A 15,747-nucleotide genomic window follows, 5' to 3' on the forward strand; every position below is an offset into this window, starting at 1 on the left:
GGTTTGAGTTTTTTTTAGTGGTGCTACGAGCGAGTAGCCCACTTTTAGAGTCCTGGATTACAGGAAGAGTCATATTTATCTCCTGAGATTTTCCATTTCTTATGATTAATAAGTTTGTTTCTATAAGTATCTGCGCCTATGCCATAGGTTCTATCAGAGATAAGTTTTACTTCTTTACCTGTTTGGGGGTTCTCTGCCCAGCCTTTTAGGGTTTTGCTATAGCTCTCGCAAGACATTCCTGATTTTGTAAAGATATTCTCAAGGTCTGCTTCTCCTGTTATTACCCAAGTGCCTAAGTTTTGGTTAAAGGCTTTAGCTTCTTCAAACATAAAGTGCATACTTTCAACATTACTTACATTCCAGCCAGAGATATCTTGGTTAAATTGAGTGGCTCTTTCAAACATAGCTGTCATACTTTTAACATTACTTGTGTTCCATTTATTTATATTGGGTATGGTGGTAATTTGAGCACAGTCCTCAAACATACTAGTCATAAACTTAACCTGAGAAAAATCGGGAATATCCGTAGCGGTTATGGTGAGGTTTCTACAGCCGTTAAACATATCTCCTAAATTCGAAGACCAATTCACCTTGCCCCATTGCATAAGCTCTTTGAACTGTTCTTGCATGTCATTTAAGAGAGGAATTCCATAATGAAAACGAAACTCACCCTCTGGTTTTATGGAGATAAAATAATCTCCAGCACTACTTACACTAATTACTGTTTCACCATGACCCTTTCCAGAACCGCTAATACTTGGGTCTCCTACCTTTTCATACGAATAAGAAAATTTACCTTCTTCAGACACAGGCAGAGTAATCGTTTTATCATCTTCTGCTGTCCATATCCCTACAAAATGATCTGGGGTAAAAGATGGTTTTGCTTTTATTTTAACTTCATATCTACCCCAGCCATCGGCTTCTTTGTATTTCTGTACAGAAGCAGCAGGCACGAGGATATTGTTCAAAAGTAGGCAACCATCAAAGCTCATCTTTAGTGTAGGGGGCTCGGCTTTATTTACGATTACCCTTACCAGTTTTGGGCACAGAAGAAAAGCTTCATTCCCAATAGTCTCTATACTGCTAGGAAATTCTATTGAGGTAATGGCTGTTTTTTGAAAAGAATAACTTCCCAGAGTCTCAATACTGGAAAACTCTACATTTGCTAATGCAATACAACCACTAAAAGCAAAATCCTCAATTGTCTTTACCTTATTGAGATTAATCGTTGTAAGTGCTTCACATCCATAAAAAGTACCGTACTCGATTTTTGTAATACTCTCTGGCAGGCGTACACTTTTCAGACTTCTGCATCCATCAAAAGCTTCTTTACCAATGCTGGTTAAGCTCGTAGGGAGGGCTACCTTCTGTAAATTTAGGTGCCCCCTAAAAACTTGATCAGCTATTGTAGTTACTTTGCTTAGGATGGGGTCTTTGCTAAAATCAATCTCTGCGGTCTCTTTATTTTTCCACTGTACTAAGGTCTTACCATCTGCGCTCAGCTCATAATCTTTCGGTGGCACAGGTTGGGGTTGAGGCTTTAGTTGCTCCTGTTGGTGGAGGGCATCATCATTCCTTGAGCAGTTTGTTACTGCTACCGCCAGCACTATCGCTGACATCACTAATAAAATGTACTTTTTCATTATTTAAAAAATTTAATTAGCTTTTGGCTTCTGGCCATTAGCTATTAGCCAGAAGCTAATCGCTAGAAGCCAACCGCCAATTGTTGTTTTAATAAAAAAATCCCGTTTTTTTTATCAACTTTTAGGTTATTAACCGCGTTTTCCTGGTTCCTAACCAGGTCATCGGGCTTTTTTAACCGCAACGGCGGGGTCTCTAACCCTATCATTTAGATCGATGCCCCCTTATCCTTTGTTAGAAAGCTACCCTCCAAACCACACAAAAACGGGCGAACTCCATCCATAGATGAAATCCGCCCATTATACCTATAATAGCTGATTTTTGAGGGGTTTATGCAAGAATTTTGGGAGGGGTAGATGCTCTATATATCTTAATCATCATAGTAATTTTTTAAGTGTTTTTTTATGCTCTCAAAGATAATAAAAAAATTGCTTACAGCAATTTTTGGCAACTGGCAACTGGCAACTGGCTTTTAGCTGCTAGCTGTGGGTGGTTTGTTTATGGTAAGAGCCCCTCGTGCTAACGAGTGCCTCCCCTGCTAAGGGGCTCCCACGCTGTGGGTGCTCCTTGTGCTAACGAGTGGGTTATTAGATAGGCTTCGCTCCAGCAGGCTTGGAAGTTAAAGCCTCCTGTGAGGGCGTCTATGTTGAGTACCTCACCTGCAATAAAAAGGTTGGGCAGGATTTTGGAGGACATATCCTTAAAGTTAATTTCCTTTAAATCTACTCCTCCACAGGTTACAAATTCGTCTTTAAAGGTAGATTTACCCTCTACTTTCAGTCTTTTTCTGCACAGGTTTTCGAGTATCCGCTCCATCTCTTTCTTAGAAACATTCGCCATCTGCTTGCTGGCATCTACCTGAGATATGCTAAGGATTCTCTGCCAGAATCTGTTGGTTACATCAAAGATTTTAGACTGCTGGAGAGAGCGTTTGGGATTCTGGTTTTTAAAGCTAATGAAATCTTCCACTGCTTGCTCCCAGCCTATTGAGATGAAATTAACCTCTATTTCAAACTGGTAATTGAGTGTTGCTAATCTCCTCGCTTCCCAAGCTGAGAGTTTTAAAATCGCAGGTGCTGAGAGCCCCCAATGCGTAATGAGAAGGGCGCCACTCTCCTCTGCGCCAAGGCTGGGGATGCTCACTGTGGCATTAGTAAAACTCGTGCCTGCCAACTCTTGCAGCAATGGGTCTTTAATATTAAAAGTAAAAAGCGAAGGCACGGGGCTAATGATTTTATGCCCGAGGTTTTGTATTATCTTAAAAGACTTGGGAGAGCTCCCAGTGGTGTAGATGAGTTTATCTGCGGTAAAGCTCCCATTATTGGTAGAGATTTGATATTTATCGTCTTTAAATTGTATGTCTTTTACGGTGGTTTTGGTTCTTATCTCTACGCTATTTTTCTTTGCCTCTTTGGTGAGGAGGTCTATTACGTTTTGTGAGGAATCGGTTACTGGGAATACGCGGTTGTCCGCTTCCACTTTGAGCTCCAGCCCACGCTCGGAAAACCACGCCATAGTATCCGCCGGCTGAAACTTACTGAATACGCTGAGAAGTTCCTTACTCCCCCTTGGGTAGAACTGTACGAGCTCCCTTGGGTCAAAACAAGCGTGGGTAAGGTTGCACCTGCCTCCTCCTGAGATTTTAACTTTCTGCAAAACCTCTGCATTCTGCTCTAAAATGGTAATATGATACAAATCTCTGCTGAGATTCGCCGCACAGAAAAAGCCTGCTGCTCCACCTCCGATAATGAAAACCTGCTTTTTAGACATATCATTTTATAAGTATATATAAACTAAAATCCTACATCAAAACAAGTCTTGATGCAGGATTTAGTATTGAAAAGTTGTTATTTTTTAAACTCTAAAAGGGTTTTTCTAATGATACCTACACAGTCCATCAACTGCTCCTCGCTCATTACCAATGGTGGCGCAAGGCGGATGATATTCCCGTGAGTAGGTTTTGCCAGCAAGCCATTTTCCTTCAACGCAAGGCAGATGTCCCAAGCTGTGGAGCTTTCAGGAGTATCATTGATAAGAATTGCATTGAGCAAGCCTTTACCTCTTACGGCAGTTACTAAATCAGTCTCAGCGATGATTTTCTGCATCTCCGCACGGAAAAGCTCTCCCATTTTTTGTGCATTCTCCGCGAGTTTATCTTCAATAATGACATCAAGTGCAGCACAAGCTACAGCACAAGCCAATGGATTCCCTCCGAAAGTAGAACCGTGCTGACCGGGCTTGATGACCTTCATCACCTCATCATTTGCTAATACCGCAGAAACAGGGTACATACCACCAGAAAGTGCCTTACCGAGAACTAAAATATCGGGCTTCACGCTCTCGTGGTCGCAAGCGAGCATCTTACCCGTTCTTGCAATCCCCGTCTGAACCTCATCTGCAATAAAGAGGACATTATTCTTTTTACAGAGGTCGTATGCCTTTTTCAAGTAGCCTTCATCGGGAACGAATACTCCAGCTTCTCCCTGTATCGGCTCAATTAAGAATGCGGCTACATCTGAACCGTCTGCAAGGACTTTTTCTAATGCTTCTATATCATTATACGGAACTTTTAAAAAGCCTGGTGTGAAAGGTCCATAATTTCTGTTGGCATCAGGGTCATTAGAGAAAGAAACAATAGTTGTAGTTCTCCCGTGGAAGTTGTTTTCACAAACGATAATCTTGGCAGTGTTTTCAGAAATGCCTTTTACCTCATAACTCCATTTTCTGGCTAATTTCACAGCGGTTTCTACTGCCTCTGCACCAGAATTCATCGGGAGAACCTTATCAAAACCGAAGATGTTGGTAATCTTTTTCTCATATTCCCCGAGTTTAGAATTATAAAACGCTCTGGAAGTAAGCGAGAGCTTCTGTGCCTGCTCAGTAAGTGCCTTTACAATCTTAGGATTGGAGTGTCCTTGATTTACCGCCGAGTAAGCAGAAAGGAAGTCATAATATCTCTTGCCTTCTACATCCCATACATAAACGCCTTCGCCACGCTCCAAAACTACAGGTAGCGGGTGGTAATTGTGCGCTCCGTACTGGTTTTCCAAATCAATATAGTACTGTGTATTTTTATTTTCTGACATTATCTTATTATTTAGAATTAATGATTTTCATAAGCCTTATCCATAACGAAAGATTCCATAAACTTGGTGGTATAATTACCTGCTATGAAGTCCTCATTATCCATTAATTGTCTGTGGAACGGGATAGTGGTTTTCACTCCTTCGATATAAAACTCCTCCAAAGCTCGTCTCATCTTGGCAATAGCCTCTTCTCGGGTTTGCGCCGTAACGATGAGCTTGGCAATCATAGAATCATAATTGGAAGGAATGGTATAACCTGCATATACATGAGTATCTACACGCACTCCGTGCCCGCCAGGTATGTTGAGGTTGGTTATTTTTCCTGGGCTTGGTCGGAAATCATTATAAGGATCTTCTGCATTGATTCTGCACTCTATAGCGTGCATCTTAGGAAGGTAATTTTTCCCTGAAATCTTCTCTCCTGCTGCAAGTAAAATCTGCTCTTGAATCAAGTCATAGTCTACCACTTGCTCAGTAATAGGATGCTCTACTTGGATTCTGGTATTCATTTCCATAAAGTAGAAATTCCTGTCTTTATCTACAAGAAACTCAATAGTACCTACCCCTTCATAGCCGATAAACTCAGCGGCTTTTACTGCTGCTTCGCCCATTTTCTTGCGGAGGTCATCGGTCATAAATGGAGAAGGAGTCTCCTCTACCAGCTTTTGATTTCTCCTTTGGATAGAGCAATCTCTTTCGGAAAGGTGACAAGCCTTACCATACTGGTCTCCCGCAATTTGTATTTCTATATGCCTTGGCTCTTCGATGAGTTTTTCCATATACATACCGCCATTGCCAAACGCAGCAACTGCTTCCTGCACTGCAGAATCCCATAAATCTTTAAGCTCTTCTCTCTTCCAAACGGCTCTCATCCCTTTACCACCACCACCAGCAGTAGCTTTAATCATTACAGGATAACCTATCTTTTCTGCTATTTTCACTGCGGTTTCATAAGAATCTATAAGTCCATCAGAGCCGGGTACACAAGGCACTCCTGCAGCTTTCATCGTTGCTTTTGCACTGGCTTTATCGCCCATTTTCTCTATCTGCTCTGGAGTAGCACCAATGAACTTTATACCATTCTTCTGGCAGATTCGGGAGAAATTAGCATTCTCGGATAAGAACCCATAGCCCGGATGAATGGCATCTGCATTTGTAATCTCAGCAGCAGACATAATATTGGGAATCCTAAGGTAAGAATCCTTACTCGCTGGCGGACCTATACAAACCGCTTCATCTGCAAATCTCACGTGAAGGCTGTCTTTATCAGCAGTAGAATATACCGCTACGGTCTTCACCCCCATTTCCTTACAAGTACGCAAAATACGCATTGCAATCTCGCCACGATTGGCAATTAATATCTTTTTAAACATAATTGTTTTTTTTAATTAATAAAAAGATGAAAGGCTTTTACAGTGATAAAAGCCTTATTTAATCATTGAATAATGAGTTAAGACGGATCTACTAAGAATAATGGTTGGTCGTATTCTACTGGTGTAGCATCATCTACCAATACTTTTACAATTTTACCGCTTACCTCAGATTCTATTTGGTTAAAGAGCTTCATTGCCTCAATTACACAGACAACTTTACCAACAGAAACCTCATCTCCTACTCCCACAAAAACCTCTTTATCTGGTGCTGGTCTTCTGTAAAAAGTACCAATCATAGGAGCTTTGATGGTGATGTAATTGCTATCATCAGATTCAGAAGATGCTTGCTCTGCTACTGGTACAGCTGCCTGAACAGGAGCTGCTGGCACAACAGGGGCTATCTGAGATTGATAAACGGGTGCCTGTGGAATATAATTCACTTCACTTCCTGCAAGAGGGGTTTTAATGGTGATTTCAAAATCTTTTGTTTTGTACTTTACCTCAGAAACTTCTGCCTTAGATACAAACTTAATGAGATTCTGTATGTCTTTAATGTCCATAAATATGATTGTTTAAGTTTTCAAATATATAAAAATAAAATAATTCTAATGATTAGCACCTCCAAAGCCCGCTACACCGCCACTTACGGCAAATTTCATTGCAGAAGCGGCATCCATACCCTCTACAGGTTTTACATTTGCAATTTCGGTAATGATAACCCAGCCCGAGATGGCATAAGAATGCGGAAGATATACCGCTACAAGCCCTTCCTTACCCATTATGGGCATATCTTTCTGAGTAAGGAAACCTATCCTCCAGATTTCGGGGTTTTCGCTGGTCTTTACCCAAACAGGATCTTTAAACTTTTTCTTATCTCCCACAAAAGAAGACATTACATCTTTTGTTGGGGTATAAATATGCTTTACACCTGGCGTTCTCTCTAAAAGCTGGTCTATCCAATTAAAAATAAACTGCCCTAAGACAAATCTATTCACCAGATAACCCAAAATGGCGGTTATTATAATCGTAATGAAAAAAACAAGTCCTGGAAATCGCTCTCCGATGGAGGGAATAAGCCCATCTACGGAAGTTACTATATATAAAACCACAAAGATGGTAAGCCCCAAAGGTGCAATAAGAAGCAAGCCCTGAAAGAATGATTTCAGAAAGAGGTTAAACAGGCGTTCAAGGCGATTTTTTTTATCCATTGGCTTTTACTTCCTATGTCTAATAGAGACGGGCAAAATTACTACTATTTCTTAATATAGAAACAAAAGTTTATAGATTAAATATTCTGAAGCGGATAAAAAAAAATATATTACCTTCGCGGAATGATTAGAAAATTCCTAACCGCCTTGGGTGAGTACCTCATCGTAATGGGCAAGAGCCTAAAAGTACCACAGAAAAGGGCAGTTTTTGCAAAAGTCCTAATGCGGGAAATCAACGACCTTGGTGTAAATTCATTCGGTTTGGTCGTATTTACTTCCATATTCGTAGGGGCAGTAGTAGCCATTCAGATGTTTAACAATTTTGATGCATCTCCATTTCCCATCCCACCGGCATTTGTGGGCTATGCAACTAAGGCAGTGCTTATTTTAGAATTCTCTCCCACGATTATCAGTCTTGTTTTGGCGGGTAAAGTGGGTTCATACATTGCTTCAAGTATTGGTACAATGAGGGTTTCGGAGCAGATAGACGCTTTGGATATTATGGGGGTAAATTCATCCAATTACTTAATCCTCCCGAAGATTATTGCGAGTATTATCTTTAATCCTGTGCTTATTGCGATAAGTATTGTAGTGGGTATAGGCGGTGGTTATATCGCTGGCGTGCTTACAGGCAACTGGACGGATGCCGAGTACATCACAGGGATACAAATGTATATGCCAAACCTATTTACTTATTATGCTTTTATTAAAACGGTAGTGTTTGCCTTTATTATCGCTACGGTGCCTGCCTATTTTGGCTATACGGTAAAAGGTGGCTCGCTTGAGGTAGGTAGAGCAAGTACTCAGGCAGTGGTTTGGACGATGGTTTTCATCATTATTTCAGAGCTGTTATTAACACAAATGATTTTAAGCTAAGCAATGATTGAAGTACAAGATTTAAGGAAGAGTTTTGATAGCGCGGAAATCCTGAAAGGCGTTTCTACTACATTTGATACAGGTAAAATCAATCTTATTATTGGGCAAAGTGGCTCGGGGAAGACGGTTTTTTTAAAGTCCCTGCTCAATGTCTATGAGCCCACGAGTGGGACTATCTTGTTTGATGGTAGGGATATTTCTAAAATGACGCCTAAGCAGAAGCAGATTCTCCGCTCAGAGATTGGGACGGTATTTCAGGGGAGTGCGCTGTTTGACTCGCTGACGGTTCGGGACAATATTATGTTCCCACTCGATATGTTTACCAATCTTACTTTTACAGAAAAGAAAAAGCGAGTGAAGGAAGTAATGGGGCAGGTACAGCTGGTGAATGCTGGAAAAAAATTCCCAGCAGAAATATCTGGAGGGATGCAAAAAAGGGTAGCAATAGCCCGTGCCATTGTGAATAATCCCAAGTATCTCTTTTGTGATGAACCCAATTCTGGATTAGACCCTTATACCTCAAAGGTAATTGATGATTTACTCTCTGAAATCACAAAGGAATATAACACTACAACCATTATCAATACCCACGATATGAACTCGGTGATGACGATTGGCGAGAAAATTGTATATCTCCGTCTTGGAGTGAAGGAATGGGAAGGAAACAAGGACATTCTCATCAATGCAGACAATAAACACCTGATAGATTTCGTTTATTCTTCTGATATCTTCAAAGAACTACGAGATTATTTGATAAAAAACAACAAGACATTAGAAAACATTAAAACTAAAAAAGATGACAAAATTAATTAGCACAGCACTCATAGGACTATCAGCATTAGTCAGTGCGCAGGTATCATTTGCAGGAAAAGCACACTTGCTCTTCCCAACAAGCTCTGGTTCTTGGAAATCTCTAAAAGATGCAGGGCTTAAAGCCTACGATAAGAAAGGCTCTAACTCTGTAGGCTACAATGTCGGCGTTTCAGCGAAAGTAGATCTTCCTGGAGCATTTTATGTAATGCCAGAGCTCTATTTCACGTCTTTCAAGAATGAATTTACAGACGAAAATACGAAGACTTCTCTAAAAGCGAAAAGCAACCGTATAGATGTCCCAGTACTTGTAGGTTATAAACTGTTGGGAGATACTGCGAGTCTCTTTTTAGGACCTGTAGCAAGCTATAACCTCAGTACGAAAGAGTCTTACCAAAACTTCAAAGAGCATGCTACCAAAGACTTTACCGTAGGTTATCAATTTGGTGCACAGGTACAGTTGAGCGACTTTATCATCAATGCTCGCTACGAGGGAGCTTTCTCTAACGATCAGAGAAACTTTATTGATAAACATGTTGTGAGCGGACAAGAATACGAAGTACAATACGATGCTCGCCCAAGCCTGTTTATGGTAGGTGTAGGGTATAAATTTTAATTTATAATAAATTTAATAGGAATATTGGGGGCAAAGCCCCCAATATTTGTTTTTCACCTTTCTGAAAAAGATATCATCTCTGTTTATTCTTTTACTCTGTTATTTTATTCCAACTTTTCCAAAGAAAGAAGGTGATAAAATTTCTATATTTGTAGTATCTGAAAAAAACTAAGAAGTTCCAAACTAAAAGCTTATCTTTTAGAAGAATTGAAGAAAAAATTAGGTATTTAACCATTAAAAACTAAAAAAATGCTAAACGATTCTATTTTTAAACTGCACAGATGCTTAAGAGAACGACATTTGCAGTTTTTCAGTAAGTATAGCCCTGAGCAATTGGCCCTCATCCCGGCGGGGTTTAAGAACAATTTGCTTTGGAATGCGGGGCATATCATCGTTACCCAGCAATTGTATTGCTATTTCAATAGTGGACTTCCAATGTATGTGGACGAGGATTTTATCACAAAATACCGCAAGGGTACAGCTCCCGATGAAAGTATCCCGAGCTTGGAAGAGATAGAACTCATCAAGGAGCTGATGATAAGTACGCAGGAAAAAATGGAGGTAGATTATAAAAATGGACTTTTTAAGGGCTATACCGATTATGTAACGGGTATTAATTTTCCGCTTCACAATGCAGAAGACGCTATTGAATTTAATGTATCACACGAAGGAAGTCATCTAGGTACCGTAATCGCCCTCAGCTACTTTATAAAATAAACAGTTCTTAGGAAAAGTATTAATATCTGCTCTCTTGGTCTTCTTGAAAGATGTGAGGGAGTGGATATTTTATTGAGGCTGATTTAAAAGGCTATATTTGCTATCATCAACAAGGAAAAAAAATGAGAATAACAGGGCTTACTATGGATATTATCTGGAAAGAGCCAGAGGCAAATTTCCGAAAGATAGAGAGAGAACTTAAGGGTATTGAGACAGATTTAGTCCTGCTCCCCGAGATGTTCTCCACAGGCTTTTGTATGCAGGTAGAAGATATAGCTGATAATAAAAACGAAACCCTCCACTGGATGCAATCCCTTGCCAAAGCACGAAATATCGCCATAGCAGGGAGTGTTTCAGTAGCTGAAAGAGGACTGTTTTATAACCGATTTTATTTCATCTATCCTAATGGGGAGTATTCGTTCTATGATAAGAGGCATTTATTCAGCTATTCGGGTGAGGATAAAATCTACTCTAAAGGGAAAGACAGAATGATTGTAGAATATCTCGGTGTGAGATTTCTGCTCTTGGTGTGCTATGATTTGAGATTTCCTGTATTCTCGCGAAATAAGGGAGACTATGATGTAATCCTCTATGTAGCCAACTGGCCACAGGCAAGAATAAATGCGTGGCACTCCCTTCTAAAAGCACGAGCAATAGAAAACCTTTCGTATGTCTTTGGGCTCAATAGAATTGGAACCGATGGTAACAACCTCTACTACGAAGAGAGCTCAAACTGTTTCTTTGCCGATGGGAGTATTGTGTCTCGGAAAGAAGGAAGCCAAGTCATCGCTGAAATTGACCTGCAAAAGCTCAAAGCATTTAGAGAAAAGTACGGTTTTCTAAATGATGCTGATGATTTCCAGATTCTCATATAAATAAAAATCTGCCTCCTAAGGAAGCAGATCTTAAAAACTATATGAAAGCAATTGATTAATTCTGTGCATAGGTATCAGTTGCAGGATGAGTAATATCAAAAACATTGTTCTCATCTACTATCCTCTTTGCAAATCTGAATCTTGGGCTCCAATACTTATCGCTTAGGGTAGCATAAGACACTCCTTTGGATGAAGATGCGTGGATGAAAGTTACCACCCCCTCTTCAGATACATTATGAACGATACCTACATGTGAAATCCTTCTTCCTTGAGAGAAGAACACGAGGTCTCCTTTTTTGAGTTCGTCTTTGTTTACACTCTCTCCCTCTCCCGCCTGTGAAGCGGCGATTCTCGGAAGGTGAATTCCCATAGCAGCACCAAAAACAGAAAGAACGAAACCAGAGCAGTCTATTCCTCTTCTGCTCATCCCTCCAAATCTGTAAGGCGTACCAAGGTAAGATTCTGCTTCGGCTAAGAGAGCGTTTATTTTAGTATTGTATTCCTGAAGTTTAGATTCTTCAAAGGATTTTTCTACCTTATCAATACCTGCAAGAACAGCATCAAGGGAGTTTCTGTTATTAAGAGATTGTTTAGCAAAATTTAAACTCTTGTTAGGGATAGTAGCAAGTTTAGTGTTTTGTTTGTAAGGGATAGGAGTAGATACTACATAATTAGATACACACGACTCCAAAGTTAATACAGATACCAATGCTACTATATATACTAAAAAACTCTTTTTCATTCTAATTTTTATTTTGGGTTTTGAGTGCTTTTTTAATTAAATAATGGGACAAATTTAGCCAAAGCACCTCTCAGACATAGAAATATTGGTTTCCGACAAAGGATTTTTAACAAATTTTAACGCGAACACTGAGGTTGTTAAAAAAATCACCCTTATAATCCCCTATATAGCGATACAAATAATTAAAATCCTTTAATATTTTTTAACAGCTCTTGCTATTCATTATCATCATCAGAATATTGATGTATAAGATTAGTTAGGGTATTTACATCATATACTCCGCTGCCTCTCCACAGGAGCTCGCCTTTCTTATAGAGCATAAGCGTAGGCACAGAACGCACACCGTTTTCATTAGCGATATTAGGATACTGGTCAATATCTATCTTTACAATCCTCGCTGCTGCACCTACGAGTTCTTTTACAGAATTGAGGACGGACGACTGCACCTTGCACGGCTGGCACCAACTAGCAAAGAAATCTATAAGTACTGGGCGGTCAGATTCTATTAATTCTTGAAATTTCTGAGACATTTTCCTAAAACTTTTCACAAAGATAAAAAAGGATTTCTCAGCATAAAAAAGACTAATTTTGCAGCTATGAAATTCCATTTAAAATCCGAATATCAACCAACGGGCGACCAGCCTCAAGCCATAAAAAAACTCACCGAAGGCATAGAAAGAGGCGAGAAATACCAAACCCTACTCGGAGTTACGGGCTCTGGGAAAACCTTTACCATCGCCAATCTGGTTCAGAACATACAAAAGCCTACCCTTGTTCTGGCTCATAATAAAACCCTCGCAGCACAGCTCTTTATGGAGTTTAAGGAGTTTTTCCCTGAGAATGCAGTGGAATACTTCGTTTCCTATTATGATTATTATCAGCCAGAGGCGTATATCGCTTCCACAGGCACCTATATAGAGAAAGACTTAAGTATAAATGAAGAAGTAGAGAAACTAAGACTCTCCGCTACGGCAAGCCTCCTCTCTGGTAGAAGAGATGTTCTCATCGTGGCATCTGTATCTTGTATTTATGGCATTGGGAACCCTACAGAATTTCATAAGTCACTGGTAGAAATATCCCTCGGAGATAAAATTACGCGAACTCATCTTTTACATCGACTTGTTGATGCTCTTTATTCAAGATCAGTAAATGAATTTCAAAGAGGTACCTTTCGTATAAAGGGAGATGTGGTAGATATCTTCCCTGCCTATGCAGACAATGCTGTAAGGGTACAGTTCTTCGGAGATGAAATAGAGAAAATCCAAACCTTTGACCCTGCATCGGGGAATGTAACTTCTCATTTTGATCAAATCAGAATCTATCCCGCCAATCTATTCGTATCATCAAAGGAAACCATAGCTGAGGCGGTCAGAAATATTCAAGATGACCTCGTAAAACAAGTAGATTTCTTCAGCAGTATAGAAAAACCCTTAGAAGCCAAGAGGCTGAAAGAGCGAACCGAGCTCGACTTAGAGATGATCAAAGAACTAGGATACTGCTCAGGTATAGAAAACTACTCCCGATACTTTGACCGCCGCGAGCCCAACTCCCGTCCCTTCTGTCTGCTTGATTATTTCCCTGATGATTATCTGATGGTCATCGACGAAAGCCATGTAACCATACCCCAAGTACACGCAATGTATGGAGGAGACAGAAGCAGAAAAGAATCTCTTGTAGAATATGGTTTCCGATTGCCCGCCGCACTGGATAATCGCCCATTAAAATTTGATGAGTTTGAAGCTATGCAAAATCAGGTGGTTTATGTTTCTGCCACTCCTGCTGACTATGAGCTCAACAAAACAGAGGGTGAGTATATTGAGCAAATCATCCGCCCCACAGGCTTGCTAGACCCAGTTATAGAAGTAAGGCCTACCCATAATCAAATAGATGACCTCATAGAAGAAATACAGAAAAGAGCCGAAGAAGATGAGCGGGTGCTGGTAACTACACTTACTAAGAAAATGGCAGAGGAACTCACGAAATACTTCACCAAAGTAGGCATTAGAACTAGATACATTCACTCTGATGTGGAAACTCTGGAGCGGATACAAATTATGCAAGATCTCAGACTTGGGCTCTTTGATGTTTTAGTGGGGGTAAACCTCCTCCGCGAAGGACTTGACCTCCCTGAAGTATCCCTCGTCGCCATATTGGATGCCGATAAAGAAGGGTTCCTCCGCTCTCGCCGCTCAATGATACAAACCGTAGGGCGTGCTGCGAGAAATATTCATGGTAAAGCGATTATGTATGCAGACAGGATCACAGACTCTATGCGCATTACTATAGATGAAACCAACTACCGCAGAGAAAAACAACAGAAATATAACGAAGAGCACAATATAGTGCCAAAGCAGCTCAACAAAAAGATTTCGGAAGCACTCGTAGGGCGTACCAAAGATTTCCCAAGCGAAGCCTATACCCAAAAACAAATTCTGAAAAAAGCAATTGAAACTAAAAATAATTTCAGCCCAGAGGAAGTAGAAAAAATCATAGCTAAAAAGCAAAAAGAAATGGAAACCGCAGCTAAAAATCTTGACTTCATCACTGCTGCACAAATCCGCGACGAGATAGAAGCTCTTAGGCAGTCGGTTTAATAAATCTCCTTTCTCAACACAAAAAAAGATAAATCTCCCATTCATAAAAAAACCACTATCTTCCGATAGTGGTACTTAATTAAATATATTTTCAAAATGAATTAAAGTCCAAGTTCCTTTTTCACTGCCGCAGTAGCATCTGGTCCTGCTTTATAGATGAAAAGAGAAGAGTTTCCATCGAGAATATAATCCCATCCGTTTGCTTTTGCAACTTTGTTTACTGCTTCTTGGAATTTCTTTTCAATCGGAGCATATTCTGCTTCTGATTTTTCAGCTAAATCCTTTTGAGCAGCTTGTTGCATCCCTTGGATGTTTTGTTGCTTTTTCGTAAGCTCTTCTTCTTTTGCTTTTCTCTGAGCTTCGGTCAGCTTAGCAGCCCCTTGCTGATATTTCGCAACTTCTGCCTGCCAAGCCTGAGCTTGCTTTTCGATTTCTGCACCTTTAGCTTTAGAAAAAGCCTCTAATTTCTCATCTGCTTTTTTCTTTTCTGGCATCAGGCTAAGAACAGCATTTACATCGAGATGTGCTACTTTCTGGGCTTTTACTGCAGATGAAGCGATGAATAGAGCTACTGCAGAGAATAATACGCTTAGTTGTTTCATAATATAATAATGTATTAAAATTTTAAATTAATTACTTTTTCTTAATCGTTGTTTTTGTTTCCTTTTTTGCTTTCTCAGGCTTTGCATTTCTCTTCAAGAGGACATCCAAAACTTTATCGGTATAATCATACCTCTTGTCAAGATAAAGAACACTGATGTTATTACTCTTATCCAAAACCACGCCTAAATTGTTTTTCTCTACCACCATCTTTATGGCATTCCAAATCTGATCCTGGAAAGGTTGAGTAAATTTAGAGCGCATACTGCTCATTTCGCCATTGGTTCCAAATCTTGTTTTTATAAAATCTTTTACTTTACTTTCAAGCTCTTGAACTTCTTTCTCTCGTTCTTTTAGATGCTCTCCTACGAGTAATATTTTTTCATTTTCAAAAGCCGCTTTCTTGTCATCATATTCCTTCTGTAAGGTTTGAAGCTCATTTTCCCAAGACTGAATTAAGCTGTTCAGACGCCCTTCTGCTTCCTTATACTGTGGCATTTTGCTCAAGATATAGTTAGTATCTACGACGCCTATCTTCTGCCCGAAAGCCAATGTAGATGCAAAAAAAGCAAAAATTAATAAGAATCTCAAATTTTTCATATATAATTT

General features: G+C 39.9%; 16 protein-coding genes. 6 read left to right on the forward strand and 10 right to left on the reverse strand.

The window, feature by feature from the left end:
- Positions 1-44 precede the first annotated feature (44 nt).
- From D8991_RS08720 to D8991_RS08745, 6 genes are all read right to left on the reverse strand, one after another.
- Positions 45-1,643, reverse strand: coding sequence for a leucine-rich repeat protein (locus D8991_RS08720; RefSeq protein ID WP_120489830.1), 1,599 nt, complete (start codon positions 1,641-1,643; stop codon positions 45-47).
- A 517-nt stretch (positions 1,644-2,160) separates the two neighbouring features.
- Positions 2,161-3,411, reverse strand: a complete 1,251-nt coding sequence (locus D8991_RS08725; RefSeq protein ID WP_120489831.1) for a BaiN/RdsA family NAD(P)/FAD-dependent oxidoreductase — start codon at positions 3,409-3,411, stop codon at positions 2,161-2,163.
- 77 nt (positions 3,412-3,488) lie between these two features.
- Entirely contained in the window at positions 3,489-4,727 is a 1,239-nt protein-coding gene (rocD, locus tag D8991_RS08730; protein WP_120489832.1) for an ornithine--oxo-acid transaminase, read from the reverse strand.
- 17 nt (positions 4,728-4,744) lie between these two features.
- A complete protein-coding gene (gene accC, locus D8991_RS08735; RefSeq protein ID WP_120489833.1) occupies positions 4,745-6,100 on the reverse strand; it encodes an acetyl-CoA carboxylase biotin carboxylase subunit in 1,356 nt (451 codons plus the stop codon).
- Between the two features lie 77 nt (positions 6,101-6,177).
- Positions 6,178-6,660 carry an acetyl-CoA carboxylase biotin carboxyl carrier protein gene (gene accB, locus D8991_RS08740; protein ID WP_120489834.1) on the reverse strand — a complete coding sequence of 161 codons (483 nt, stop codon included), beginning with the start codon at positions 6,658-6,660 and terminating at the stop codon, positions 6,178-6,180.
- Between the two features lie 45 nt (positions 6,661-6,705).
- On the reverse strand, positions 6,706-7,308 hold the full coding sequence (locus tag D8991_RS08745) for a DUF502 domain-containing protein (RefSeq protein WP_120489835.1): 603 nt from the start codon (positions 7,306-7,308) through the stop codon (positions 6,706-6,708).
- 123 nt (positions 7,309-7,431) lie between these two features.
- Between D8991_RS08745 and D8991_RS08750 the strand changes: the two genes are divergently transcribed.
- From D8991_RS08750 to D8991_RS08770, 5 genes are all read left to right on the forward strand, one after another.
- On the forward strand, positions 7,432-8,184 hold the full coding sequence (locus D8991_RS08750; protein WP_120489836.1) for an MlaE family ABC transporter permease: 753 nt from the start codon (positions 7,432-7,434) through the stop codon (positions 8,182-8,184).
- A 3-nt stretch (positions 8,185-8,187) separates the two neighbouring features.
- Complete coding sequence (locus D8991_RS08755) at positions 8,188-8,997, forward strand: ABC transporter ATP-binding protein (RefSeq protein ID WP_120489837.1); 810 nt, start codon at positions 8,188-8,190, stop codon at positions 8,995-8,997.
- Positions 8,981-9,610 carry an outer membrane beta-barrel protein gene (locus D8991_RS08760; protein ID WP_120489838.1) on the forward strand — a complete coding sequence of 210 codons (630 nt, stop codon included), beginning with the start codon at positions 8,981-8,983 and terminating at the stop codon, positions 9,608-9,610. Before D8991_RS08755 ends, D8991_RS08760 begins: the two co-directional genes overlap by 17 nt.
- A gap of 249 nt (positions 9,611-9,859) precedes the next feature.
- Positions 9,860-10,327 carry a DinB family protein gene (locus D8991_RS08765; protein ID WP_120489839.1) on the forward strand — a complete coding sequence of 156 codons (468 nt, stop codon included), beginning with the start codon at positions 9,860-9,862 and terminating at the stop codon, positions 10,325-10,327.
- A gap of 122 nt (positions 10,328-10,449) precedes the next feature.
- On the forward strand, positions 10,450-11,202 hold the full coding sequence (locus tag D8991_RS08770) for an amidohydrolase (RefSeq protein WP_120489840.1): 753 nt from the start codon (positions 10,450-10,452) through the stop codon (positions 11,200-11,202).
- A 55-nt stretch (positions 11,203-11,257) separates the two neighbouring features.
- On the opposite strand, the gene D8991_RS08775 is transcribed toward D8991_RS08770, so the two are convergent.
- Together D8991_RS08775 and D8991_RS08780 are read right to left on the reverse strand one after the other, a co-directional pair.
- On the reverse strand, positions 11,258-11,944 hold the full coding sequence (locus D8991_RS08775; protein ID WP_120489841.1) for a C40 family peptidase: 687 nt from the start codon (positions 11,942-11,944) through the stop codon (positions 11,258-11,260).
- A gap of 215 nt (positions 11,945-12,159) precedes the next feature.
- The gene (locus D8991_RS08780; protein ID WP_120489859.1) at positions 12,160-12,474 is read right to left on the reverse strand and encodes a thioredoxin family protein; all 315 of its coding nucleotides are present in this window, start codon (positions 12,472-12,474) and stop codon (positions 12,160-12,162) included.
- Positions 12,475-12,540: 66 nt separating this feature from the next.
- Between D8991_RS08780 and uvrB the strand changes: the two genes are divergently transcribed.
- The gene (gene uvrB / locus D8991_RS08785) at positions 12,541-14,538 is read left to right on the forward strand and encodes an excinuclease ABC subunit UvrB (RefSeq protein ID WP_120489842.1); all 1,998 of its coding nucleotides are present in this window, start codon (positions 12,541-12,543) and stop codon (positions 14,536-14,538) included.
- Positions 14,539-14,639: 101 nt separating this feature from the next.
- Here the strand turns inward: uvrB and D8991_RS08790 are convergent, their stop codons facing one another.
- Entirely contained in the window at positions 14,640-15,140 is a 501-nt protein-coding gene (locus tag D8991_RS08790) for an OmpH family outer membrane protein (protein ID WP_120489843.1), read from the reverse strand.
- Between the two features lie 31 nt (positions 15,141-15,171).
- Positions 15,172-15,738 (reverse strand): OmpH family outer membrane protein, encoded by a 567-nt coding sequence (locus D8991_RS08795; RefSeq protein WP_120489844.1) that lies wholly within the window; start codon positions 15,736-15,738, stop codon positions 15,172-15,174.
- Between the last annotated feature and the right edge of the window lie 9 nt (positions 15,739-15,747).

The organism is Bergeyella cardium, assembly GCF_003614945.1.
Classification (GTDB): Bacteria; Bacteroidota; Bacteroidia; order Flavobacteriales; family Weeksellaceae; genus Bergeyella_A; species Bergeyella_A cardium.